Annotated in this window: 29 protein-coding genes, 2 pseudogenes and 1 other annotated feature; of the genes and pseudogenes, 4 read left to right on the top strand and 27 right to left on the bottom strand. The window is 40.3% G+C overall.

All coding sequences use genetic code 11. The annotated features are described in order from the left end of the window. Positions 1–166: 166 nt before the first annotated feature. From B7697_RS08350 to B7697_RS08325, 6 genes and pseudogenes are all read right to left on the bottom strand, one after another. The gene (locus B7697_RS08350) at positions 167–1,138 is read right to left on the bottom strand and encodes a hypothetical protein (protein ID WP_084951303.1); all 972 of its coding nucleotides are present in this window, start codon (positions 1,136–1,138) and stop codon (positions 167–169) included. Next, positions 1,135–2,130 (bottom strand): hypothetical protein, encoded by a 996-nt coding sequence (locus tag B7697_RS08345; protein ID WP_084951301.1) that lies wholly within the window; start codon positions 2,128–2,130, stop codon positions 1,135–1,137. The genes B7697_RS08350 and B7697_RS08345 overlap by 4 nt, the downstream gene beginning before the upstream one ends. A 113-nt stretch (positions 2,131–2,243) precedes the next feature. Further along, complete coding sequence (locus tag B7697_RS08340) at positions 2,244–2,807, bottom strand: hypothetical protein (protein WP_084951516.1); 564 nt, start codon at positions 2,805–2,807, stop codon at positions 2,244–2,246. A gap of 11 nt (positions 2,808–2,818) precedes the next feature. Next, entirely contained in the window at positions 2,819–3,340 is a 522-nt protein-coding gene (locus tag B7697_RS08335) for a hypothetical protein (protein ID WP_084951299.1), read from the bottom strand. Positions 3,341–3,356: 16 nt separating this feature from the next. After that, positions 3,357–3,935, bottom strand: coding sequence for a hypothetical protein (locus B7697_RS08330; protein WP_084951296.1), 579 nt, complete (start codon positions 3,933–3,935; stop codon positions 3,357–3,359). A gap of 13 nt (positions 3,936–3,948) precedes the next feature. After that, a pseudogene (locus B7697_RS08325) lies at positions 3,949–4,068 on the bottom strand (GNAT family N-acetyltransferase); the annotation flags it as partial. Positions 4,069–4,239: 171 nt separating this feature from the next. On the opposite strand from B7697_RS08325, the gene ald reads away from it, so the two are divergent. Next, the gene (gene ald, locus B7697_RS08320; RefSeq protein WP_084951293.1) at positions 4,240–5,352 is read left to right on the top strand and encodes an alanine dehydrogenase; all 1,113 of its coding nucleotides are present in this window, start codon (positions 4,240–4,242) and stop codon (positions 5,350–5,352) included. Positions 5,353–5,409: 57 nt separating this feature from the next. Here ald and B7697_RS08315 read toward each other — a convergent pair whose 3' ends face one another. The 17 genes from B7697_RS08315 to B7697_RS08235 form a co-directional block, all read right to left on the bottom strand. Continuing rightward, entirely contained in the window at positions 5,410–6,405 is a 996-nt protein-coding gene (locus tag B7697_RS08315; RefSeq protein ID WP_084951290.1) for a PhoH family protein, read from the bottom strand. 84 nt (positions 6,406–6,489) lie between these two features. Beyond that, positions 6,490–6,705, bottom strand: coding sequence for a YozE family protein (locus B7697_RS08310; RefSeq protein ID WP_001232083.1), 216 nt, complete (start codon positions 6,703–6,705; stop codon positions 6,490–6,492). Between the two features lie 8 nt (positions 6,706–6,713). Continuing rightward, complete coding sequence (cvfB, locus tag B7697_RS08305; protein WP_001095458.1) at positions 6,714–7,568, bottom strand: RNA-binding virulence regulatory protein CvfB; 855 nt, start codon at positions 7,566–7,568, stop codon at positions 6,714–6,716. 59 nt (positions 7,569–7,627) lie between these two features. After that, entirely contained in the window at positions 7,628–8,185 is a 558-nt protein-coding gene (gene frr, locus B7697_RS08300) for a ribosome recycling factor (protein ID WP_001262225.1), read from the bottom strand. An 8-nt stretch (positions 8,186–8,193) separates the two neighbouring features. Continuing rightward, on the bottom strand, positions 8,194–8,931 hold the full coding sequence (pyrH, locus tag B7697_RS08295) for a UMP kinase (protein ID WP_000002996.1): 738 nt from the start codon (positions 8,929–8,931) through the stop codon (positions 8,194–8,196). Between the two features lie 83 nt (positions 8,932–9,014). Then, positions 9,015–10,349, bottom strand: coding sequence for a methylenetetrahydrofolate--tRNA-(uracil(54)-C(5))-methyltransferase (FADH(2)-oxidizing) TrmFO (gene trmFO, locus B7697_RS08290; protein WP_192851487.1), 1,335 nt, complete (start codon positions 10,347–10,349; stop codon positions 9,015–9,017). Between the two features lie 134 nt (positions 10,350–10,483). Next, positions 10,484–11,362, bottom strand: a complete 879-nt coding sequence (gene rsmI / locus B7697_RS08285; protein ID WP_084951287.1) for a 16S rRNA (cytidine(1402)-2'-O)-methyltransferase — start codon at positions 11,360–11,362, stop codon at positions 10,484–10,486. Between the two features lie 2 nt (positions 11,363–11,364). Then, positions 11,365–11,682 carry a DNA replication initiation control protein YabA gene (gene yabA, locus B7697_RS08280; RefSeq protein ID WP_000358227.1) on the bottom strand — a complete coding sequence of 106 codons (318 nt, stop codon included), beginning with the start codon at positions 11,680–11,682 and terminating at the stop codon, positions 11,365–11,367. A gap of 39 nt (positions 11,683–11,721) precedes the next feature. Next, positions 11,722–12,612, bottom strand: a complete 891-nt coding sequence (locus B7697_RS08275) for a DNA polymerase III subunit delta' (protein ID WP_084951285.1) — start codon at positions 12,610–12,612, stop codon at positions 11,722–11,724. Next, positions 12,609–13,247, bottom strand: coding sequence for a dTMP kinase (gene tmk, locus B7697_RS08270; protein ID WP_084951282.1), 639 nt, complete (start codon positions 13,245–13,247; stop codon positions 12,609–12,611). Before tmk ends, B7697_RS08275 begins: the two co-directional genes overlap by 4 nt. 113 nt (positions 13,248–13,360) lie before the next feature. Beyond that, complete coding sequence (gene proC / locus B7697_RS08265; protein WP_084951279.1) at positions 13,361–14,158, bottom strand: pyrroline-5-carboxylate reductase; 798 nt, start codon at positions 14,156–14,158, stop codon at positions 13,361–13,363. A 3-nt stretch (positions 14,159–14,161) separates the two neighbouring features. Beyond that, entirely contained in the window at positions 14,162–15,424 is a 1,263-nt protein-coding gene (locus tag B7697_RS08260; protein WP_084951277.1) for a glutamate-5-semialdehyde dehydrogenase, read from the bottom strand. Positions 15,425–15,433: 9 nt separating this feature from the next. Beyond that, the gene (gene proB, locus B7697_RS08255) at positions 15,434–16,543 is read right to left on the bottom strand and encodes a glutamate 5-kinase (protein ID WP_239822298.1); all 1,110 of its coding nucleotides are present in this window, start codon (positions 16,541–16,543) and stop codon (positions 15,434–15,436) included. A 100-nt stretch (positions 16,544–16,643) separates the two neighbouring features. Further along, positions 16,644–18,527 (bottom strand): phosphorylcholine esterase CbpE, encoded by a 1,884-nt coding sequence (cbpE, locus tag B7697_RS08250; protein WP_084951270.1) that lies wholly within the window; start codon positions 18,525–18,527, stop codon positions 16,644–16,646. A gap of 2 nt (positions 18,528–18,529) precedes the next feature. Further along, the gene (locus tag B7697_RS08245; protein ID WP_084951266.1) at positions 18,530–19,417 is read right to left on the bottom strand and encodes an RluA family pseudouridine synthase; all 888 of its coding nucleotides are present in this window, start codon (positions 19,415–19,417) and stop codon (positions 18,530–18,532) included. Continuing rightward, positions 19,407–19,868 (bottom strand): signal peptidase II, encoded by a 462-nt coding sequence (gene lspA, locus B7697_RS08240; RefSeq protein ID WP_084951264.1) that lies wholly within the window; start codon positions 19,866–19,868, stop codon positions 19,407–19,409. Before lspA ends, B7697_RS08245 begins: the two co-directional genes overlap by 11 nt. Next, positions 19,865–20,773, bottom strand: a complete 909-nt coding sequence (locus B7697_RS08235; RefSeq protein WP_084951261.1) for a LysR family transcriptional regulator — start codon at positions 20,771–20,773, stop codon at positions 19,865–19,867. Before B7697_RS08235 ends, lspA begins: the two co-directional genes overlap by 4 nt. Between B7697_RS08235 and B7697_RS09445 the strand changes: the two are divergent. Further along, positions 20,766–20,837 (top strand): annotated as a pseudogene (locus B7697_RS09445) (AraC family transcriptional regulator); the annotation flags it as partial. The gene B7697_RS08235 and the pseudogene B7697_RS09445 sit on opposite strands and share 8 nt — an antisense overlap. A gap of 166 nt (positions 20,838–21,003) precedes the next feature. Here B7697_RS09445 and rpmA read toward each other — a convergent pair. The 4 genes from rpmA to B7697_RS08215 all read right to left on the bottom strand — a co-directional run bounded on the left by rpmA (position 21,004) and on the right by B7697_RS08215 (position 22,875). Next, entirely contained in the window at positions 21,004–21,297 is a 294-nt protein-coding gene (rpmA, locus tag B7697_RS08230; protein WP_000916509.1) for a 50S ribosomal protein L27, read from the bottom strand. A gap of 16 nt (positions 21,298–21,313) precedes the next feature. Then, complete coding sequence (locus tag B7697_RS08225; RefSeq protein WP_000613694.1) at positions 21,314–21,658, bottom strand: ribosomal-processing cysteine protease Prp; 345 nt, start codon at positions 21,656–21,658, stop codon at positions 21,314–21,316. Between the two features lie 15 nt (positions 21,659–21,673). Continuing rightward, positions 21,674–21,988 (bottom strand): 50S ribosomal protein L21, encoded by a 315-nt coding sequence (rplU, locus tag B7697_RS08220; protein WP_000109141.1) that lies wholly within the window; start codon positions 21,986–21,988, stop codon positions 21,674–21,676. Positions 21,989–22,024: 36 nt separating this feature from the next. Further along, positions 22,025–22,112, bottom strand: a sequence feature (ribosomal protein L21 leader region). A gap of 64 nt (positions 22,113–22,176) precedes the next feature. Further along, positions 22,177–22,875, bottom strand: coding sequence for a YoaK family protein (locus B7697_RS08215; protein ID WP_084951258.1), 699 nt, complete (start codon positions 22,873–22,875; stop codon positions 22,177–22,179). 141 nt (positions 22,876–23,016) lie between these two features. On the opposite strand from B7697_RS08215, the gene B7697_RS08210 reads away from it, so the two are divergent. Together B7697_RS08210 and B7697_RS08205 are read left to right on the top strand one after the other, a co-directional pair. Further along, positions 23,017–23,994 carry a Gfo/Idh/MocA family protein gene (locus B7697_RS08210; protein ID WP_084951255.1) on the top strand — a complete coding sequence of 326 codons (978 nt, stop codon included), beginning with the start codon at positions 23,017–23,019 and terminating at the stop codon, positions 23,992–23,994. Next, positions 23,991–25,073, top strand: a complete 1,083-nt coding sequence (locus B7697_RS08205; protein WP_084951253.1) for a DEAD/DEAH box helicase — start codon at positions 23,991–23,993, stop codon at positions 25,071–25,073. The genes B7697_RS08210 and B7697_RS08205 overlap by 4 nt, the downstream gene beginning before the upstream one ends. Positions 25,074–25,198 lie beyond the last annotated feature (125 nt).

Genomic DNA, 25,198 nt, shown 5'->3' with positions numbered 1-25,198 from the left:
TTCTACCAGTCTAGCATAAAAAAGAAGTGATAACAAGAAGCGCGAACAAAGAATACCAGATAACTGATTCTAGAGCAGAGAGTTTTCTGGTCTTTGGAAGCATTTCTAAATGTTTCTTAAAATCAATAATTACATAATTCAGAGTCCTACTGACAATGAAGATTTATCATTTTTTCTTTCCTTTTTTGAATCTAGTATTTACTTTTTTTATGACATAAAGAATAAAACTTCCCAAAATATCTAGTCCTATTGAGATTATAAATATTCTAATAAGCAAAAGCAGCCAACGTGTTTGATTAATAAATACATTGATGTAGGCATTTCCCCCATCAATGTAAATAATAAGAAGAAGTAAAAATATTTCAAGAGGAATGCGAATTTTAGCTTTCTTCAGACTAAATTCTTTAAATAAATTTCTGAATAAATTTCTAAAACTGACCTCTCCGTCCGGTTCTGTTTCCCAATATTCCTTGCTTTGAGTTTTAAGATATAAAAGATAGACTACTTCAATAATCAATTGGGGGAAAGCATAGCAGTAAAGGAGTGTACTTGTAATACCAAAAACCATAGCAAACTTCCCTAAAAAAGCACTAGTTAACAATACTAACATAAAAATAATGAGAATAGATTCTTGACTGTAGGTACTGGATTTGGCAAAGTAATTTCTCACCGTTCGACTTGCAGAAAAACCGTTTTTCAGTTGTCGCATCAACCAAAAATATTGATAAATAAAGCCACAAACTGTAGAGAATACTAAAAACAAAATGACTGGTATTGACGATTCATTAAACTCTTGAAAGCCATTATTATTAACTGTAAACAAAATATAACACGTTAGCATTAACGATAAGAAAATTCCTATATACGATAATAGTAATAAAATAGTTGATAAAATTTGTTTACGATAAATAAAACTCATCCCTAGTGGAATCACAGTTGCCACTATAAGATAGACCGAATATAATAAAATAAAATTAAAAAATATGTTCGATGACTTTTGCAGACCAAAATCAATTAGGTATAGCTCTACTCCAAAGATGACTGCTCCTGTAAATGAAATCAACATCATACTTGCAGATGCGCGAGTGTTTGCTAAGCTTTTAAAATATGCTTTATTTAATTCTTCAACTTCTTTCACTGTTTTTTCTTTCCTTTTTTGAATCCAGTTTCTAATCTTTTCATCATAGATAGAATAAAGCTCCCCAAAATATCCAGCCCTATCAAAATTATAAATATTCTCCCAAGCCAAATAAGCCAAAGGGGGGTGTATGAACTAGGACTAAAATAGCCTATATTATACATAATACCTAGGAATATTGAACAAAACAAAATCTCAAGGGAAATTCTAATCTTTGCTTTCTTCAAACTGAAATCCATAAATAAATTTCGAAAAGTCTCTTTTTTCTTAGGTACATCTTCCCAATACTCCTTGCTCTGAATTTTTAGATATAAAAGGTAGGCAACTTCTGTAATCAATTGAGAAAATGCATAGCTGAAAAGAAGAGCTCCAAGAATTCCAAAAATAAGTATCAACTTACCTGAAAGAAGACCGCCTATCATAGAAACTATAAAAATAATAAGAAGAGAGTTCTTACTATAAGCACTAGATTTCGCAAAATAATTACCCATTGTTCTATTGGTAGAAAAACCTTTTTTTAACTCTCTTTTTAGCCAAAAATAGTGATAAACAAAACCAACAACTGTACAGATTAACAAAAAAGGAATAGTGTATAATGAACGTTCGTTGTATTCCTGCAAATTAGTCCTTGAATAAACAAGAATAATATAAGATATAAGTATCAAAGATAAAAAAATACCTATATAAGATAAAAGTAATAATATGGTTGATAAAATCTGTCTACGATAAATAAATGTCATTCCTAGTGGAATAAAGGTTGCCACGACAAGATAAATAACATAAATCAAGACAAAATCAAAAAAGTAATTTTCCAAAGGATTTATTCCGTAGCCTTTAACAAAATAAAAATATTGGAAAAGCAGAAACAATGCCAAAACGAAGGCTCCTGTAAATGAAATCAACATCATGCTTACAGATGCGCGAGTATTCGCTAAGCTTTTAAAATATGCTTTATTTAATTCTTCAACTTCTTTCACTGTTTTTTCTTTCACATTAACCTCCTAAATTGACCTAACTCTAAGTCCGTTTAATTAAAAATCACAGCTTAATCAGCTTATTCTAATTTTTCAATAAATTAAAAAATCTATAGAACTCGATCTTTCAATTAAATATCTTTATTTTCTAATTCTTTGTATAACTTTCTCAATATCATGCCGCGTTTAATCAATTTGGTATTTAAAATAGTGTATACAATAAAATATGATGATAAAGTTAATACAAGACTAATATAATTACCTGAACTTATGAAAATGATTGCAGTCACTATATCTATGAGCAAAAAACTGATCATCGTTATATAAACTATTAAAACATTCCTTTTTTCTTGCTTTAAAAAGTTTTGATAGTTTATTAAATCAATTTGAAATTCTTCCAACTCAATGACACGATTTAAAACATAATAAAGGAATAGACTGCTACCGATACTAATGATAATATAAGCAAGGACCAAAGACAGCAACCGAAAATCTGTTGGTACTTCCCCATTTTTACTTATACTTCTCAAAACACTATATAAAATAAGAGCAATTGAACTGTAACCAGTAAGGGCAGTTGCTCCATTGGTTTTAACCTTTGTTGAATATAAGAGTTTATGATTTTCATTGCTATAGTAGACAGATTTTCCCTGATATATACCTAGAGCAATGAAATTCTTAGTTTTACTTTTCATAATTATCTTTCTCAATTATAAGTTTTATACAGTCCATTTATGATTTTTCCTCTTTGGAATACTTTATTATAAAAGAACATAAAATATATAGTTATAAATAAAACTGAAACAACTCCCCATGAAATATTGCCATATGTGATAAAGAGGTGTGCAAAAAATAGTATCATTAGTGGAAATATGATAAGAGATACATAGGTAAAAAAGACATTCTTTCGCTCTCTTAACACAAAGTCCCTCATTGCTTTTTCCTCTAATTGAAGTTTTTCCACTTCTCTCTCACGATGGAAGATAACATAACAAACAACAAAGGCTGTTATAAAGGAAATCAGGATGCCTATCATTAAAAATTGATATCTTCCCAGAATGGTTAAATAGTATTTGGAATTAACTTTTCCAATTATGACATAAATAATCATGATCATGCTACTGCCAGCAGTTTCCAAAAAAGAAGTCTTTTTTCTTACTATGTATAAACTAGAATCTTTTTTATCAAAATAAACTGGATTTTTATCAATTGTTCCTATCGGAACCATATTTTTTAAATATTTTTCATGAATCCTTTTCCTTAGTGGAATATTTTTTGTCTAACATATGAACCACTTTATATCTTTGTATTGGTTTCGTGTTTAATAACAATAGGGGGAACATAAAAAATAAAATGGCTAAAAATAAGAACATAACACTAGATAGCCATAAATAAATTATTGAAAAAATCACTGGAAAAAGAAATCCCAGTAGTATAATGAGATGACTCTTAACTATATTTTTCTTCTCGCTTTGAAGAAAAGTCATCATATCACTATTTGAAAGCACAAAAGGCCTAATAATTAATTCTTCATTCAAAGCTGGTCTGTAGAGAAGTTTTGAGACAATGAACATTAAAAATAAACCAAAAATCAAGGGCCAAAAACCACTGAACACCCGAATTTTACTTATTTCTCTTACAATCACATAAAGTATAAGTGTTGCTCCTGCTGAGAAAGCGACAGGAGACACTTTAAACTTTGTTTTAGAATGACCTAAGAACATCTTGTCTGTTTTCTTATCAAAAAAAACTGTTTCCCCTTCAAAAGTACCAATTCCTACAAATTCAACGTCCTTTAACTTTATAATTTGCTTTTCGTCCAAGAGAATCTCCTTTTTTCTTATCTGATGTACACTCAAACATTTCTTCCGCATCATCCAAGGTTACAGGTCTAAGCAATAAACGCTCTGTCTCCACTATTGGATACTGAGCTAGTTTTAAAAAGATTGATTCCATACGTTTCTACCATTTAAAAGTATTTTTTACCAGTCTAGCATAAAAAAGAATTGATAACAAATTTTTCTTGCTTTTTAAAGCGGTTTCATATAGAATAAAATCATCACCTTATTTTATAGCTAATTGTGATAAATCATTTACAACCCGTCAATAGAAAGTGAGATTTTCTCTATGTTAATCGGAATTCCAAAAGAAATTAAGAATAATGAAAACCGTGTTGCCCTCACACCTGCTGGTGTCCACAGCTTAGTCGGTCGTGGTCATCGCGTCCTTATCGAAACAAAGGCTGGTCTCGGTTCAGGATTTACTGATGCTGACTATCAAAAGCAAGGAGCTGAGATTGTTTCTACTGCTGCTGAAGCCTGGTCGGCCGAGTTGGTCGTCAAAGTAAAAGAACCACTAGCTTCTGAATATGGTTACTTACGTGACGACCTGCTTCTCTTCACCTACTTGCACATGGCCGCAGCTCCTGAATTAGCAGATGCTATGCTAGCAAAAAAAACAACAGGGATTGCCTATGAAACTGTTCGTGATCCCCAAGGTCAGTTACCACTCCTCGTACCTATGAGTGAGGTTGCAGGCCGTATGGCAGTCCAAATCGGCGCCCATTTCCTAACTAAGCAAGCAGGAGGTTCTGGTGTCCTACTAGGTGGTGTACCGGGTGTTCCTAAAGGAAAAGTAACCATTATCGGTGGCGGTGTCGTCGGGACCCATGCTGCCCGAATTGCGCTTGGTCTTGGTGCTCAAGTGACTATTTTAGATATCAGTGCGAAACGTCTTTCAGTACTTGAAGATGTCTTTGGCCATCAAATTCAAACTCTTATGTCCAATTCATTCAACATCGAATCAAGTGTCAGAGATGCGGATGTGGTGATCGGAGCGGTTCTCATCCCAGGTGCCAAGGCACCAAAACTGGTCACAGATGAGATGGTCAAGCAAATGCGTCCAGGATCAGTCATCGTTGACGTTGCCGTTGACCAAGGTGGCGTTATCGAGACAGCTGACCGTGTGACAACGCACGATGAACCTGTATATGAAAAACATGGTGTGCTCCACTATGCCGTTGCCAACATCCCTGGTGCGGTTGCTCGTACTTCAACCATTGCCCTAACCAATGTCACTCTTCCTTATATCGAATCTTTGGCTGGCAAAGGCTTCTCACAAGCAATCTCTGAAGATGAGGGCTTGCGCCAAGGTGTTACCACTTATCAAGGTTACTTAACCAGTCTTCCAGTAGCCCAAGGTCTCGATAAAAAATATACTCCAATTGACGAACTAATCTAAAAAAATCTAATTAGCAGATAAAAGAAAGAGCAAGTCCACCTGACCTGCTCTTTTATACTATTCTGTTTCTTCTTGGCTTTCTTCACTCTCTTCTTTTTTAACTGGAGGTGGTTCATAAGCTCGGATAATCTGAGCGACAACTGGATGGCGAACCACATCCTTGGCTGAAAAATGAACAAAGTCAATCTGGTGAATGTTCTTGAGCTTCTCTTGGGCATCAATCAAACCGGACTTGACATTACGTGGCAGGTCAATCTGACTGATATCTCCATTGACAATCATCTTAGAATTAAAGCCTAAACGAGTCAAAAACATCTTCATCTGCATGATGGTCGTATTTTGCGCCTCATCGAGAATGACAAAGGCATCATCCAAGGTCCGTCCACGCATATAGGCAAGAGGCGCAATTTCTATAATTTCACGCTCCATAAGACGAGTCGTTTGGTCTTTTCCCAGAATCTGATACAAGGCATCATAAACAGGTCGAAGATAAGGATCTACCTTCTCTTTGAGATCACCCGGAAGAAATCCAAGACTCTCTCCCGCCTCAACCGCTGGACGTGTCAAGATAATTCGTTTGACTTGCCCACGTTTAAGGGCAGTCACTGCCAAGGTCACTGCAAGAAAGGTCTTCCCTGTCCCTGCTGGCCCAATTCCAAAGGTCACATCATGCTGTTTAACACTGTCCACATAAAGTTTTTGACCCAGTGTTTTGACACGGATAGGTTTCCCTGTATTATCCTTGATGATTTCTTCTTCGTAAAGGGCGACAAACTTGTCGATTTCATCGTTTTTGACCATGCTAATTGCAGTCACCACATCTGGCGTACCAACGGTCATCCCACGGTTCACCAAGACCATGAGAGCTTGAATAACCTGACGGGCTTCCTCACAAGCAGCCTCTTCTCCCAAAACCTGGACAATCTCCGTACGAGCATGAATCACCACATCAAGCTCTTCTTCCATCAAACGAAGATGGCGTTCATTGGAACCAAAAAGATGAAACAGGTCATCTGGATGACTCAGTTGAATGTCTATTGAATGTTCCTTCAAATAAAGAACCTCTCTAATCCTTTTATTTCTTTTTATTATAGCAAAGGGGTGGAGAAATTACTAGCCCAAACCCAGTGAATCATGCTAGTGCTCTATGTATTCTTGCCAGATAGCGTCAAAGTCTCCTAGGTTAAAAGAGAAACTGGCATGCTCCTCCAAAAAGCGACTCACCTCATCAAAATCATCTGTGTGTTTTGGAAAGGCTGACTCTTCAAAAGCTAGGTCTGCCAAGATAGCTTTGGGACTGTTACTTTTAGGATTGCGCTCGGTCATGAGCCAAGTGTAAAATGATTTTCTCATATGTCTCCCTAAATCAACTCTGTCCCAAACTGGTCTTGCTTGATTTTACCAGCCTTCATCAAGCCACCGAGTGCTTTCTTGAACTGACCTTTAGAAATTCCAAAGGTTGCCTTGATATCCTCAGGGGATGACTTGTCATTCAAGGTCATGAAACCACCATTGCTTTCCAAGTAGGTCAAAATCATCTGGGCATCATTTTCCAACATCTCAAAGGAACGTGGTTTAAGGGATAGGTTCAAAGTACGGTCCACTTCACGGAAACCAATAACACGCGCATCTAAAACTTGACCCAAACGTGGCTCTGCGTAGCGCTCGCTAGGATGGATAAAGCCAAGCATGTTATTTTCTGGCAGGTAAACAAAAGTCCCTGACAGCTTGAGGCGGTAAACAATGGCTGGCCAGTTTTGGTTCTGCATGTTGTTGTAGGCAGGACGAGCCAGACGTTTGAAGTCTTCTTGATAAGCCAAGAGTCCCCAGATACGGTCTTTCTTGTCCACTTCGAGACGGATGTAAAGTTGGTCGCCCTTCTTAGGCCAGAGTTCCTTGAGCTCAGGGAGAATATCGAGTGACACAACGATTTCCTTGTCAGGAAGGCCTGTATCCACAAAGACACCCAAGTCTTTACGAACTTCCGTTACAGTTCCCCAACCAAATTGGTCCTGAGTGGCGGTCACTTCTAGAGTGGTCAGGCGGAGTTTTTGCTTCATATCCGTGTAGGCAAAACCTTTGACCGTATCCCCTACCGTATGTTGACCTTCTTCCTTAGCAAGAGCATAGGTTTGACCATCCTTTTGCACAAAGTAAAAACGGTCGTTTTCATCGATGATCAGTCCAACGATAAAACTTGCAAGATTTGTATTCATATTTCCTTCTTTCGAATAAAACTCAGCCAGCAATGCCAACTGAGTTTTTCTGTTTATTTTTAGACTTCCAAAAGTTCTTTCTCTTTGTTGGCAGTCATGTCGTCGATGTGTTTAACAGCATCGTCTGTTACTTTTTGAATGTCTTTTTCAAGAGTCTTCAATTCGTCTTCAGTGATTTCTTTTGCTTTTTCTTGTTTCTTAGCTTCGTCCATAGCATCGCGACGGATATTGCGGACAGCCACCTTAGCATTCTCACCGACCTTCTTCACTTCTTTAGCAAGGTCACGACGAGTTTCTTCTGTAAGAGCTGGGATAACCAAGCGAATCACAGAACCGTCATTCGCTGGTGTGATACCAAGATCAGAAGCGTTCAAAGCACGTTCGATGTCTTTCAATGAAGACTTGTCAAATGGTGTTACCAACAAAACACGCGCTTCTGGAATGGTAATTGAAGCGATTTGGTTAAGAGGAGTTTCGACTCCATAGTATTCTACATGTACACGGTCAAGCAAGCTTGCATTGGCACGGCCAGCACGGATACCACCAAATTCACGAGCAAGTGATTGGTGAGACTGGGTCATTCTCTCTTTAGCTTTTTCAATAATTGCGTTAGCCATAATCTTTCTTATTCCTTTTCTTCGATATTATTTGAAACTGTTGTTCCGATATTTTCACCAAATACGACACGTTTGATGTTGCCTGGTTGGTTCATGTTAAAGACAACCAAGTCAATATCGTTGTCCATTGAGAGGGTTGAAGCTGTTGAGTCCATGATACGGAGACCTTTATTGATAACGTCACGGTGGGTCAATTCTTCAAATTTAACAGCTGTCTTGTCCTTCTTAGGATCGGCATTGTAAACACCGTCGACACCATTTTTAGCCATAAGGATGGCATCTGCTTCGATTTCAGCTGCACGAAGGGCCGCTGTTGTATCGGTTGAGAAGTAAGGTGAACCAATTCCGGCACCAAAGATAACGATACGGCCTTTTTCAAGGTGACGAAGGGCACGGCCACGGACATAAGGCTCTGCCACTTGTTGCATAGCAATAGCTGTTTGCACACGTGTATCAACCCCAACTTGTTGCAATGAATCTGCCATCACAAGAGCATTCATAACAGTCCCAAGCATTCCTGTGTAATCTGCCTGAACGCGGTCCATTCCTGCTTCTGCAGCAGGTTCGCCACGCCAGAGATTTCCTCCACCAATAACAAGGGCAATTTCGATACCTAAGCTATGAACTTCTTGAATCTCTTTTGCGATTGTTTGAACTGTTTGGATATCAATCCCTACGCCTCGTTCACCGGCAAGGGCTTCACCTGATAACTTGATTAAAATACGTTTATACTTGGGATTCGCCATTTTCACTCTCCTTCTTTTATCCTACCTATTTTATCACAATTTCTAAGATTTTTATAGTATCATGAGCAATTCTTTCAAAAAAATTAGACAGTTAAAAATTCTTCTAGGTCGCTAAGAGCGCGCTCTGCAATTTTTTCATAACGAGCCTTCTTATCACGAATACGCTCGCCTTCCAACTCCTTGATAATCCCAAAGTTGACATTCATTGGTTGGAAATGTTTGCTGTCAGCATGGGTGATATAATGAGCCAGACTTCCAATCGCTGTGGTCTCTGGGAAAACAGCCTCGCTTTCTCCCTTGAAGAGACGAGCGGCGTTAATTCCCGCAACCAAGCCTGAAGCAGCTGACTCAACATAGCCTTCCACACCTGTCATCTGACCAGCAAAGAAGAGGTTTGGCTGTTTCTTGGAACGATAGGTCTGCTCAAGAAGATTTGGTGAATCCATGTAAGAATTGCGGTGCATGACACCATAACGTACAAACTCCGCATTTTCAAGACCTGGAATCATTTGGAAGACACGCTTTTGTTCTCCCCATTTGAGGTGGGTCTGGAAACCAACAATATTGTAAAGGCTACCAGCCGCATTGTCCTGACGAAGCTGGACAACCGCATAAGGGGTTTTGAATTCTCCATCACGAGGTCCTGTGTAGTCTTCTGGATACTCAAGACCGACTGGTTTCATAGGACCATAAAGCATGGTTTTAATACCACGTTTAGCCATGACTTCGATAGGCATACAGCCTTCAAAGTACTTTTCTTTTTCAAAAGAATTGAGCGGAGCTTCTTCCGCATTGACCAAGGCTTCATGGAAATCCATAAATTCTTGCTTGGTCATGGGAGCGTTGAGATAAGCGGCTTCTCCCTTATCATAACGAGATTTGAGATAGACCTTGCTCATATCGATAGTGTTGACATCGATAATCGGCGCTGCCGCATCGTAAAAATAGAAACCATCGCCATCATTAAGGGCATGAATCTTCTCAGCCAGGGCATCACTGGTCAAAGGACCAGTCGCCACAACTGTGATAACATCTGTCGGCAATTCTGTAATTTCATCACGAACCACTTCAATCAAGGGGTGGTTGGCCACTTTTTCGGTCACCATTTGAGAGAAACCATCACGGTCTACCGCAAGGGCTCCGCCTGCAGGAACACGTGTAGCCTCAGCAGATTCCAAGATGACAGAACCCAAGCGACGCATTTCTTCCTTGAGAAGACCAACAGCATTGGTCAAAGCATCCCCACGCAAGGAATTGGAACAAACTAACTCAGCAAAATTGTCTGTTTTATGCTGAGGAGTAGGTTTTACACCACGCATTTCATAGAGTTTAACTGGAATACCACGCTCTGCGATTTGGTAGGCTGCTTCAGAACCTGCCAAACCAGCACCGATAACATTGATATAAGATTGAGACACGACACTAATACCTCTTTGGGTGGAACCTAAGTTCATATCAAAACAAAGCACTAGCTTGTTTAACACCCACAAATCTTTCTATTTTTTTCTTCTACTAGTATAACAAAAAAAGGGAAGAAGGCAAACTTCCCTGTTTAGTCATTTTCTTGATTTTCTTCCCAGTCGTGGTAGGCAGCGTAGAGCTGACTTTTATTCCACTGGTAAATCTTAGCGACTTCCTTGATGGCTTGATTTTTCTTCATGCCTTGCTGGATACGGGCTTGGATTTCTAAAAACAAGTCCTCCTCGTCCTTTTCCTCCACATCTTGGCTAGCACCTTTAACAATGAGAAGACATTCACCCTTGAGTGGAGTTTCAGAGATACTTTCCAGCAATTCAGAGATCTTTCCTCTTTGGTATTCTTCATAGATTTTGGTTAATTCCCTGACCAAGACAACCGAGCGATTACCGTAGACTTCTAGCATATTTTCTAGCGTATCTGCCACACGATGGGGTGATTCATAGAAAATTTGTGTCTCAGCATAATCTTTTTTCGAGTCAAAAAATTGCTTCTGCTGACCTGATTTTCTGGGTAAAAAGCCGTAAAAGATATGTGGCTGTGGCGCTAAACCACTGGCAATCAAGGCAGAAATTCCTGCAGAGGCACCTGGAACAGTGACAACTGCGATTCCTTCCTCAATCGCTGCCTTAACCAAATCATGACCAGGGTCTGAGATACTAGGCAGACCCGCGTCGGATACCTGAGCAATACTTTGCCCTGCTTTCAGGAAACCAATCAAATCAGGAATTTTTTCCTTAGCATTGTGCTCATGAAAACTAATCTGCTTAGTAGAAATGTCAAAATGCTTGAGAAGAAGACCTGTATTGCGCGTGTCCTCAGCAGCAATCCAGTCCACTTCTTTCAAGGTCTGGATAGCTCGAAAGGTCATATCATCTAGATTGCCAATCGGCGTTGCCACTAGGTACAGCTTACCGTAGGGAGACTGCCCCTTAAAACTTTTTTGAATCTGCATGCCTACTCCCTGTATAACAACTCATCACAGAACATACATTCCTCGTCCTGCTCCCGACGTTGCCCATAAAAATCATTACATACGTGAAATCCGTCTTTATAGATTCGACGGACACTTTCACGAACATGCTTAGCCTTGACAGGAGCGTCTGCTTCCACCTCACCCAAGCGTTCGCGCAACTTACTATTTTCTAAGCGAAGAGCTGTATTTTCTTCTACCAGGCTCTTGAGATTTTTCTTGATGGCTTCCACATCGGCCAAGGTTACCAATAACTGTTGGGAAAAATCATCCAGCGCGTCAAATAATTCTTTTTTGTCCATAAAACAGCCCTTTCCTTTCTTTATCATTCATTTTTGAGTTTATATTTCTTTCAAGACCAGATATTCCATGGCATTTTGAAAGCTGACATTAGCTTGCCACATTTTTCTAGCTTCTAGCAAATCTTGTAGAATCACTCTTACTCTTGCTTGCAGGAGGTCCTGCCCACAGAGGACTTCAAGAATCCGTAAAACCTGATCTTGTTTTTCCTTGTCATCTGCTAAGTTTGCTAATTTAGCAACTTGCAAATAACTTTCTTTTTTCTTAGCCACTAACCAAGTCAGCAGGCGTTCACTTTCATCGACCAAGGTCCAAAAACTTGCCTGATTAGCCAACTTTTCTACCTCAGCTCGCGATTGACTAAACTGAGCTAGGAGAGTCGCTTTTTTCTTAACCAGTCCCATTTGTTCTAAGAGCAAGGTGAGCTTCTCTTCTTGCTTTTTAAAGTGGAAAATCTGGGTCCGACTTCGGATGGTCGGTAAGATCTTTTCCTCATCGCTGGTCAAGAAGAAAATATAAACCTCACTCTGGGGTTCTTCGATGACCTTGAGCAGAGAATTAGCTGCGTTAGGATGCATTTTCTCAGCTTGTTCAATGATAAAGACCTGCTGCTGATTTTCAATCCCTGCTTGAGAAAACTGACCCACCAATTCTCGAATGCGTTCTGTCTTAATAACCTGATTGACTGGCTTAATCAAGGTGACATCGGGAAATTCTTCCTGTTCTATCAGCTTGCAATTTCGGCATTTCTCACATGGTAAAACGCCTACTTTATCCGTACAAAAGAGGCTCTTAGCTAAAAATTGAGCCATTTCCAAGCTTCCAAAGAAACCTGAAAAGAGATAGGCATGATTGAGCTGGTCTTGTTCTAGGATACGGACAAAGCGGTCAAACTGGGCTGGTTGCCAAGCCTTTAGTTGATCTTGTTTCATTTAGCAAAGTCCATTCTCTCAAACAAAACTGCCTTGGTAGTTTCTACAACTTGCCCCAAAGGAAGACTGGCATCAATCTTGACAATGCGATTTCCTTCTTTGTCCAGAAGAGAAAGGTAGCCTTGACGAACTTTTTTATGCAAGTCCAACCCTTCTAAGTCCAAACGATTGACCTCACGATTGCTATTAGCAGCAATGCGAGCCAGTCCCTCTTCCACCTCGATGTCAAAATAGAGTGTCAAATCGGGTTTAAGGCCATCTGTCGCAAACTGATTGAGCCAATCAATGGCGTCAATATCCAAGCCACGACCAAATCCCTGATAGGCAACGGAACTATCGATGAAGCGGTCCATAATGACCAACTTGCCAGCTTCAAGTGCTGGAAGAACTTTTTCCACCAAGTGCTGTCTGCGACTAGCAATATAAAGAAGCAACTCTGTCTTCGCATCCATCTGAGTATGACTTGGGTCCAAAATTACTTCCCGAATCTTCTCCCCAATCAAGACTCCGCCAGGTTCACGCGTCGTCAGCACCTCTACTCCTTTTTCCTCTAAAATTGGGAGCAAAGCCTCTAAAACACTGGTCTTGCCTGCTCCCTCTGGTCCCTCAAGAGAGACTAAAAATCCTTTTGACATGTCTAACTCATTTCTTTTTTTCTACTTCTATTCTATCAAAAAAATAGGGGTTTGTGACAATCTTTTTGTCTTCTCATTTCAACCACCATAAAAGAGGCAGTCAAAGCCACCTCTTATTTACCTAGTTCTTGTGTTCGTTTATAGGCTTGGCCAACTGCATCCATGACTGTTCCTCGAAAAGCATGCGCTTCTAGGCTTGCTACACCAGCGATAGTCGAGCCGCCTGGGCTACAAACTTGGTCTTTCAAGACTCCAGGATGCTCTTGGCTTTCTAGGATCAATTTCCCAGCTCCTACCACAGTTTGAGCCGCCATTTTCAATGCTGTCTCTCGTGGCAATCCAGTCTGAACACCTGCATCTGCCAAAGCCTCTATAAAAAGATAGACAAAGGCCGGCCCACAGCCTGCAAGACCTGTCGCCGCGTCGATTAAGCCTTCCCCAAGTTCAACCAAGAGTCCAGCCTTGGTTAAAAGCTGACAAAAGAGCTCACTGTCCTCAGCCCTGCAATTAGAAGACAAGGTATAACTAATCACTCCTTGTCCAATAGAAGCAGGGGTATTTGGCATCATACGAATAATTCGGTGCTGACTTGGAAGAAGACTAGCGAGTTTTTCTAAGGTCAATCCAGCTGCCATAGAAATCAAAAGAAGACTTTCTCGTTTTTCAAGGATAGTCTGGTATTGAGAAAGCAGTTCAGAAAACTGAGCAGGCTTAACTCCTAGAAAAATCACATCTGCTTCTGCAAAAATTTCTTCATTGCTGGAAGCCTGACCTCCAAAGTCAGCAATGAAAGCATCCACCTTGGCTTGACTACGATTGGCAAGGAGAAGGTCATCGCCCGTCTTGGCCTGCAGGACAGCTTTGGCCAAACTAGCTCCCATATTCCCCAAACCGATAAATCCAATCTTCATCTCTTACTCCCTTATCTGCCCATCACCAGCAACCACATACTTGTAGCTGGTCAATTCTTTCAAGCCCATTGGACCACGCGCGTGCAGTTTCTGAGTTGAAATCCCCATTTCACATCCAAGACCAAATTGACCACCATCTGTAAAACGAGTTGATGCATTGACATACACAGCTGCAGAGTCCACTTGATCTGTAAAGTAAGCTGCAGCTTCAGCATTTTCTGTCACAATGGCGTCCGAATGATGGGTACTGTGAGCTTCAATGTGCGCAATCGCTTCTTCTAAACTGCTCACAACCTTAACAGCTAGGACATAGTCTAAAAATTCAGTGTCAAAGTCTTGATCCTCAGCTGCGTGACCTGAAACAAACTGGCTTGCTTTGCTATCCAAGCGGAATTGAATTGGTTCCAACCCAGCTTCTTTTCGATCTGCAACCAACACTTGCTCCAAGCGAGGAAGGAAGCTTGCTGCCTTGGCTTCATGAACAAGTAGAACCTCCATAGCATTGCAGACAGAAGGACGACTGGTTTTAGCATTGTTGATGATAGACAGAGCCTTGTCTTCTTCTGCATCCTTATCCACATAGACATGGACAATCCCAGTTCCTGTCTCGATAACAGGCACTATAGCATTCTCAACCACTGCATTGATCAAACCAGCTCCTCCACGAGGAATGAGAAGGTCTAGATAGCCCTTGGCCTTCATCATGGCATAGCTACTTTCTCGGCTGGTATCTTCCACTAGTTGAATCACATCTGGATGAATGGTAGTTGTTTCCAAGCCCTTCTTCAAGGCTGTGACAATGGCATGGGCCGTTTGATAGGCATCCTTACCACTACGAAGAACAACCGCATTTCCACTTTTAAGAGCCAAAGCAGCCGCATCAGACGTCACATTTGGACGGCTTTCATAGATAATACCGATGACCCCCATAGCTACACGTTTTTTGGTGATAACCAAACCATTTTCAAGCTGACTTGTTTCTAAAACTTCACCGATTGGATCTGGTAAAGCAACCACTTCACGAATCCCAGTTGCCATCGCTTCTATACGACCTGCATCTAAATAAAGACGATCTAGCATCACATCTGAGATTTTACCCTTAGCAGCTTCCATATCAATGGCATTGGCTGCTAAAATCTCCTCAGTAGCAGCCACTAAGTGGTCAGCCATGGCTAGCAGGGCTTGGTTTTTCACGACTTCACTAGCTGTGTTGATCGATTTTTTAACAGCCTGTACCTGTTCAAATTGTTCTTGTGTACTTACCATAGTTTACCTCTAAAATTCTGTAAAGAGTAGTTGGATTTCAGGAGTAATGGAAATCCAGTCATCACGGTGAATCAAGACACCCTTGGCTTTTTGAGAACGCAACATATCCTCCAAAGCAGATGCTCCAAATTGCACGCGTCCTTTTCCAAGTGATTTTCCACTTTCCTTGTCACATACTGTCACGATATCACCATAAGAAAAAGCTCCTTCTGCGTCAACAATACCAGATAAAAGAAGACTCTTGCCATGTTGAGAGAGAGCTTCTGCAGCCCCTTTATCAACCCAAATAGAACCTTGGCTCTGAGCATAAAAGGCCAGCCATTGTTTCTGAGTACGAAGTCCCTTCTCTTGCGCAACAAAGTAGGAACCATTCTTGGTCTCCTCAGCCGCTTCAATCATGGCATCTGTCTTCAAGGATGAGCAGATATAAACAGGAACTCCTGATTCTGTCGCAATAGTTGCAGCCTTGATTTTTGTTAGCATGCCCCCAGTTCCGTTTGACGAACCAGCTCCACCGGCCATATCGATAATCTCACGGTTGATTGTCTCGATTCGCTCCAAGTGTTTGGCTGTTGGATCTGAATTAGGATTTCCAGTATATAGACCGTCTACGTCTGTCAAGAGGACCAAAAGGTCTGCTTGGACCATGGCTGCTACCTGAGCACTTAGAGTATCATTGTCCCCAACCTTGAGCTCATCAATAACGACACTGTCATTCTCGTTGATGATAGGAATCGCTCCACGGCTAAGTAGAACTGACAAAGCCTGATGGGCATTTTTATAACGGCGCTTATCCACAAAGTCATCCTGGGTCAGCAAGATTTGTGCAGAAACGATTTGGCGCAAGAGAAGATTGGTCGTGTATTCTTCCAACAAAAGCCCTTGCCCTACCGCTGCTGAAGCCTGTTTATCAGCAATCTTAGTCGGACGCTTTTTAAATCCTAAGGCACCAAAACCTGCAGCAATGGCACCCGACGACACCAAAATCAATTCATGACCAGCTTCGTGCAACATAGCCAACTGCTGGGTAATAGCCTTTACCTTACTACGTGATAAACTTCCATCCTCATTTGTCAGAGAAGAAGTCCCCACCTTAAAGACAATCCGTTTGTATTTCATAGTCTCACTCCGATTCTTCATATTTATCCATTATAACATGAATGGCAGGAAATAGAAAAGAGTTGATAGGAAAAAGAAGGCCCTAAAACCTTCTTTTTTACTACTGTTCTGATTCCGATTTGTTTGCACTCGTTTCAGAGCTTTGTGAAGTTGAGGAAGTCAAATCCTGACTAGTTGAAGAACTTGTAATACTTTCGTGTTGACTCGTTTCTTTATTTTCAAGATCTTTTTTCACTACTTCACTAGATTCTTTTATTTCTGAATTACTTGTGACTTTAGTTGTAACAGATTTCTCTACCGGAACATCCACTAACCAGGCACCACTTGAATCAACAGTATAACCTTCTGGTGTCTTACCATTCACAAGTAATTGACCATTTTCTTTTAAGAAGTACCATTTATCCTTGTCTTTGATCCAACCCACAGCTCGTGAACCGTCTGTCTTGTAGAAATACCAATCATTTGCCTTTTTAAGCCAGCCTTGCTTCATAGCTCCTGATTCTTCTAGATAGTAATGATGACCAGAAACTTCTATCTCGCCTGTCTTCATGATACCAGTAGAATCCATATAGTACCAGATTTCTTTATCTTTTACCCAACCCGTTTTCATTTCTCCTGATTGAGCAAAGTAATACCATTGCCCCTTATATTGAAGCCAATCTGTCTTCATAGAGCCATCGTTTGATAAATAATAGGACTGACCTCCAGTATTTATCCAACCAATTTCCATCTGATTTTCTTTGTTGAAATAATACCAGCTTCCATCGATTTTTTTCCAATTTTTAGCAGAAGCGCCAGAGTCTGTCAAATAGAACCAACGATTGTTCCATTTTTTCCATTGATTCTGTAACAAGATACCCGTTTGATTGAAGTAATACCATTCACCCTTGATTTCATTCCAACCTACTGCATATTCTCCTGTAGAATCAGGTGCTTGATACCACCAATTCCCATATGCACTCTTATGCCAACCAGCTTGAAAACTTGGAATCGGCTTGTAGGAAGTTGAAATATTGACAAAACCGTCTTTTTGAATATCAAAAACTGTTGCATCATAGTCTTTGCTGGCTGCGTTGATTCTCTCAATTCCTCGTTCTTTAAGCCAATTGACATACTCACTATCAACACCATTTTTCCAAGGTAAACTATCCGAAGTTTGAACAATCAAACTCGGACTCAAATTTTTAATAAAATCCTTGGTATTTGATTTGTTGGTATCATGGTGATGATTAAACTTCATCAAATCAACTTTTCCAATGAGAGGACCATACTTGTCTTCTGCTCCATGAACATTATCTAAGTCGCCCCCAAGGTAAATTTTCTTACCATTGACTTTTACCACGCTAATCAAAGAATTAGAATTATCATCCCAAATTTTCTTTAATTCACCTGATGAATCAGTTTCATTTTCATAGTTATAGAGTTGAATATCCATGTCTCCAAACTGAAAATGAGCATCCCCTTGTGTGATATTTTGAATAACTGAAACACCTTTTTCAGCAGCAGTCTGTAAAACCTTATCATAGCCATACAGATTATCCCATAGACGTTCAGAATTAGTAATACGATTATCACTATATTTTTTAAGATAAACTCGGTCAACTGGATAGGTAGACAGTAATTCATCAACATTTCCAATATGGTCACTGTGAGTATGAGTGACTAAAATAAAATCAAGTTTTTGAACACCCAATTCCTTCAAACGACGAAAGACACGGTCTGTTAGAACATGCTTATAAGATGTTTCAATTCCTTCTCTCCACGGATAACGAGAATCACTTCCATCTGGGAAATCATAATCTTCTCCTGTATCAATCATGGCAAAATGTCCATTGCTTTCAAGAATAATCGCATCACTGCCACCTTCTTGAACATTGATAAAGTGAATTTTATTTCCTGAACTTTCTTGAGCTTGAACATCTCCATACCATGACAAACCTAAAAAAGCGCCTGCAAGTGCTAAACTAGTTAATTTCTTTTTCATTCTTACTTCCTCAATCTCTCTAAAGTTTCCTTAAAAATCTCTGGGATATCTGCTGTAAATTCCATGGTCTCACCTGTTCTCGGATGAGTAAAACCTAAAGTCTTGGCATGAAGAAATTGTCCACGTCCTTTCAAAGTCTTGCGAGGACCATAGACTTCATCACCAGCGACTGGATGGCCGATATAAGCCATGTGAACACGGATTTGATGGGTGCGGCCTGTTTCCAGCTGCAGCTCCACTAAGCTATAATCACCAAAGCGTTCCAAAACGTGGAAACGGGTCACTGCAGGTTTCCCTTTAGCAGTCACAGCCTGTTTCTTACGGTCTTTTTCACTACGGCCAATCGGAGCTTCAATGACACCACGATCATTAGGCAGATTTCCATGAACAATCGCCCAATATTTGCGGAGAGACTTTTTATCCTTGAGTTCTTTGGCAAGTGCTAGATGCGCCTCATCGTTTTTAGCAATCATGAGAAGGCCTGACGTATCCTTATCAATACGGTGAACAATTCCTGGACGCAGAACCCCATTGATACCCGACAAATCCTTAATATGGTACATAAGGGCATTTACCAGAGTTCCACTAGTATGACCAGCACTCGGATGCACAACCATCCCCTGAGGTTTGTTAACAACTGCCACATCCTCATCTTGGTAGATGATTTCTAGCGGAAGATTCTCAGCTACATACTCTAAAACCTCTGGTTCTGGCACATGGTAAGTGACGACATCGCCCTCTTGAACTGTGTATTTAGCTTTCTTGACTTGGCCATTGACCAAGACCTGGCCTGATTTGATTTGTTCATTCGCGAGACTGCGTGATAATTCTGTCAAATCCGACAAAGCCTTATCCAAACGCAGGCCACCACTTTCAATTTTAATTTCCATTTATTTCCTCTTTTAACATTGCAATCAATAAAATAATCACTCCGACCGTCAGATAGCTATCTGCCACATTGAAAATTGCAAAATTGATAAAGTCAAGGTGGAACATATCCACAACAAAGCCCTGACTGATCCTGTCAATAAAGTTTCCAAGACCACCTGCGATTATCAAAGTCAAGCCCAAGACCATCCAGAATGAGTCCTCCATGTGTTTATGCAGATACCAAATGGCACCTACCACGACAACCAGAGTAATGACAGTGAATAACAACTGCTGATCTTGTAAGATAGAAAAGGCTGCCCCTCGATTTTGCAGGTAGGTCAAGCTAACAAAATTGGGAATCCAAGAACGCACTTCACCCAGTGGAATCTGCTGGACGATATAGGATTTAACCAACTGATCCAGCCCAATCAAAAGCAGTACAATGACTGCCACTATTCCTCTTTTTTTCATGATTTCCTCTTCTGATCAAAATATTCTTGCATGACTTCTACGAAAAGAGTCCCAGCTTGACAAAGCTCTACTTCTTCACGTTTAACATAGACCATGCGATTATCCAATTTATCCTTGAGACGAATAACTGTAATACCATTAACACTGTCACTATCTAAAAATCCAGAACCTGTCGCATAGGCGTCCGTCCGCTCCAAAATACCATTCAAGGTAGCACGGTCTGTCACATTAAACATCTGTGAACTAGCACTGGTATCGACAAAGTTCTCTGAATAATAAAGGTACTCGTCTTTCTCTTGAGTGAAACGAACCGTTGGTAGATCCGCTAAATCCTCCATGACCAATTCCTCTTTCTGAGCCAAAGGATGCCCCTCACGAAGATAAATATGGGTATGGAAGGGAATCAATTCAATGACCTCAAGGCCTAACTTTTCAACCCTTTGCATGATCCCCTTTTTATTTTGATTGTTGAGGTAGATAATCCCAATCTCACTGTGCCCCTGAGCTACTTCATCAAGTATTTGAACTGTAGTAGACTCAAAAATACGGAAATTTTTGTAATCAGGATAGCGCTCTGAAAAGGCAGTAATGGTTGGTGGCAAGAAGTCATAGTGCTGACTGGCAATGGAAAATTCATCCTTTTCTTCCTCAGGATTGGCATACTGATTTTGAAAAATATCAAATCCTTTAACCAATTCTTGCGCTTTTTCATAGAATTCCATACCACGACGGGTCAAGAAAGTCCCTGAGCTGGTCCGACGGAAAATCTTAAAACCCAACTCTTTTTCCAAATCACGAACAGAAATGGACAAACTGGGCTGACTGACATACATCTTCTCAGCAGCTTCACGAAAAGTACCGCTATTCGCAATAGCCACAACGTAGCGTAATTGTTGAATGTTCATCTTCTACCCCCAACTTCTTTATCTTTTCATTATACCATATTTTAGAAGTTTTCCATCGAAGAAAAATAATGTCACTCATAAAATTCATCTACACTAAGAATGAAAAAATCATGGGTAGCAAAACAAAAAAGCAGGCTCTCCGAAAACTCGGAAAGCCTTATTTAATGCTACTTCTAGCTTCCTCGCCTTTATATTTCAAGGCTCGGGATAAAAAGGTTCACTGGACCTTTTTATTTTGCGATTGGGTAAACAGAAACTTGTTTTTTATCGCGTCCTTTACGTTCAAAGCGTACTACGCCTTCAACTTTAGCGAACAAAGTATCGTCTCCACCACGTCCAACGTTTACACCTGGGTAGATGTGTGTACCACGTTGACGGTAAAGGATTGATCCACCTGTTACAGTTTGTCCGTCAGCTGCTTTAGCTCCAAGACGTTTCGCTTGTGAATCACGTCCGTTTGATGTAGAACCTCCACCTTTTTTGTGGGCGAAAAGTTGCAAGTTGTTAAGAGTCATTTTTAACATAATGTTTTCCTCCGTGTTAGTTTTCTGTGATAACTCTGGTTTGGACGAACTCAGAAGAGTTCTCCGATAAGTTTGCCATACCTAAGAAAAATGATTCAAAGAATAACTGGGTCATTTCTCTCTGGTGTGAAGGAAGATCTTTTGGTATTTCAACCATCAGATAGCCACCTTCATCTTCGTTTAATTCTAGGATTGGTTCATAGCCTGCAAATTTCTCAATAGAATTGATAAAGTTAATGGCAAGCGTAGAAACCGATGCACACACGACATCAAAGCCGTATTCGCCACTCTCGGCGTGTCCAGTAATTTCCGCACTCCTCAGCTCGCCATCTTCGGCTCTCTCAAAGACTGCCTGTATCATGTGTTCTCCTTAAAATTAAGCGTTGATTGCGTTGATGACAACTTTTGTATATGGTTGACGGTGACCTTGTTTACGGTGGCTACCTTTTTTAGGTTTGTACTTGTAAGTAACAACTTTCTTTTGTTTTCCTTGTTTTTCAACAGTTCCAACTACAGTAGCTCCAGCAACAAGTGGAGTTCCGACAACAGTGTTTTCACCACCAACAAGAACAACTTCGTTAAAAGTAACTTCTTGACCAGCTTCAACGTTCAATTTTTCAACGTAAACTGCTTGACCAACTTCAACTTTAACTTGTTTTCCGCCAGTTTTGATAATTGCGTATGTGCTCATTATGCACCTCCTATGATTTTTATGGGTTTCCCCGAATTTTTTGTGAAGACTCGCCTAGCATCGTGGGACGAACCACTTAAACTTGAATAATCAAACAACGATGTTCGTGCGGTTGCACAGGATCGTGCATAGTCAACTCTTCAAGTATAGCATATCTCCTATTTTCTTACAAGTAATAACACCTAAAATCAAGCTTTTTCTTTTACTTTTTTCTGCCAAGATGCAAAAAGCATGCTGAGGTAAAAAATACTCATCATAATAGGAACACCAAGGATGGTCTTTTCATGATAGAAAATCGTCAAATAGGCTGAAAAGACAACGCCAAGGACAAAACTACTAAGCAGGCTAACAAATATGAATCCTTCACGCAAAAAAGGTGTGTGCTTGGTCCTAAAATAATCTCCAAAAGCCAGCATGGTCCGTTTGATATTCCCTGTCATAAAAGCGTTATTATAGGCAATACCCGACACTTCTCCAAAAGTGGTTGTCACCAATCCCATACAAAAGGCTAAGGGCGGTACTAGATAGATATTATCTACAGTCTGCGGCACAAAACCAATAATGATTGATAAGATTGCTAAAGGAAGCAATGACAAAATTGGTTTTTTCACAATTCTCAATTTTTCCTTATAAACAGTTAGTAAAAAGACCCCCATCATAAAAGCAAGCAAGGTCATTACTTTGGCACTGGCATCAGAAACATTATGTTGAATAAGTCCCACTGAAAGAAATACGACATTCCCAGTTTGTCCAGCTACAAGAGTATTTCCTCGCACAATAAACGTATAGGCATCTACATATCCTGCACAAAACGTCAAAAAAAGCGCTAGCCTCTTAGACTGACGTGATATTTTTCTTATAGGTAATAACCTCATTTTCCCTCCCATTTCATTTACTCATCTCATTATTGTACCACTTTCTTTGGAAAAGTCCTAGTAGCTAATTTGAAATTTTTTACCCTCTGTTGGATAGTCCCGTCTATCTGTGTTATAATGAAAGAAGGATTTGAAATCGGAAAAGGAGTATCTATGCTTAAATTAGGTGTCATCGGAACAGGTGCTATCAGCCACCACTTCATAGAAGCAGCCCATACCAGTGGAAAATACCAACTGGTCGCAGTCTATTCTAGAAAGTTAGAAACTGCAGCAACCTTTGCGTCTCGCTATCAAGATATCCAACTCTTTGATCAAGTAGAGGACTTCTTCAAGAGCTCCTTTGACGTTGTCTATATTGCTAGTCCAAACTCCTTGCATTTTGCTCAGGCAAAAACTGCATTGTCTGCAGGTAAACACGTCATTCTTGAAAAGCCAGCTGTCACTCAGCCACAAGAATGGTTGGATTTGGTTCAAATAGCTAAGGAAAAACACTGTTTTATCTTCGAAGCAGCTCGTAATTACCACGAGGAAGCTTTTACTACTATCAAAAACTTTTTAGCAGACAAGCAAATTTTAGGGGCAGATTTCAACTATGCCAAGTATTCTTCCAAAATGCCTAACTTGTTGGCTGGACAGACACCAAATGTCTTCTCAGATCGTTTTGCTGGCGGTGCTCTCATGGATTTGGGGATTTATCCTCTCTACGCTGCCGTTCGTCTTTTTGGGAAAGCTGAGGACGCGACCTACATGGCTCAACAGCTTGACAATAGCATGGACTTGAATGGAGACGGAATCCTCTTTTACCCTGATTTTCAAGTTCATATCAAGGCTGGGAAAAACATTACTTCCAATCTTCCTTGCGAAATTTATACGACAGATGGAACCTTGACTCTCAACACGATTGAGCATGTTCGTTCGGCTATTTTTACCGACCACCAAGGCAATCAAGTCCAACTCCCTATTCAACAGGCTCCTCATACGATGACTGAGGAAGTCGCTGCATTTGCACACATGATCCAACAACCAGATCTGAATCTCTACCAAACTTGGCTGGAAGATGCAAGTTCAGTTCATGAGCTACTATATACCATGCGCCAGACTGCTGGCATTAGATTTGAGGCAGAAAAATGAAAACCAAACTACCTACTGAATGGCAAGAACTAAGTGATCAACTCGGTTTCCAAGAATTCACCCCCATTCAGACTCAACTATTTGAGCCCCTTCTTGCTGGAGAAAACCTCCTAGGAGTAAGCCCAACAGGAACAGGCAAGACCCTCGCTTATCTCTTACCAAGTCTTCTCAGACTACAAAAGAAAAAAGCCCAACAACTCTTGATTCTAGCACCTAATACTGAGCTTGCTGGACAGATTTTTGATGTATGTAAAACATGGGCAGAAGCTATCGGCTTGACTACTCAGCTCTTCTTATCAGGTTCGAGTCAGAAACGCCAGATTGAACGCCTTAAAAAAGGACCAGAAATTCTGATTGGAACTCCTGGCCGTATCTTTGAACTCATTAAACTGAAAAAAATCAAGATGATGAATGTGGAAACCATCATCCTGGATGAATTCGACCAATTGCTAGATGATTCTCAGATACACTTTGTTGAGAAGATTACCCACTACGCACCTCGTGACCACCAACTTGTCTATATGAGTGCGACGACCAAGTTTGACCAAGAAAAGATTGTGCCTAACACACGTACCATTGATCTCTCTGACCAAAAACTGGACAACATTCAACACTTCTACATGCAGGTAGACCAACGTCACCGAGTGGATATGCTACGAAAACTAGCTCATGTTGAGGATTTCCGTGGTCTAGTCTTCTTTAACAGCCTATCAGACCTTGGAAGCGCAGAAGAAAAATTACAGTATCGGGATATCTTGGCTGTTTCTCTAGCTAGTGATATCAATGTCAAATTTAGAAAAGTCATCTTAGAAAAGTTTAAAGACAAGCAACTAACCCTGCTCCTTGCAACAGACCTCCTGGCACGTGGGATTGATATCGATAGCCTAGAATGTGTCGTAAACTTTGATATTCCTAGGGACATCGAAACCTACACTCACCGTGCTGGCCGTACTGGCCGCATGGGCAAAGAGGGTTATGTTATCACTCTCGTAACCCATCCTGAAGAGCTTAAAAAACTTAAAAAATTTGCAAATATCCGTGAAATTGTCCTAAAAAACCAAGAACTCTATATCAAATAAGGTTAGCTCTCGCCAACCCCTGATTGAAGATAAAATCCTTAGAGTACAAGTTTCTAAGGACTTTATCTTCAATCTGAGTCTGGGACGAAAGTCTAACCTTAAATATAAAAAGCGAACAAAACGAA

The organism is Streptococcus mitis, assembly GCF_002096895.1.
Lineage (GTDB): Bacteria > Bacillota > Bacilli > Lactobacillales > Streptococcaceae > Streptococcus > Streptococcus mitis_AH.
This window is presented reverse-complemented; position numbering and strand designations above follow the sequence as displayed.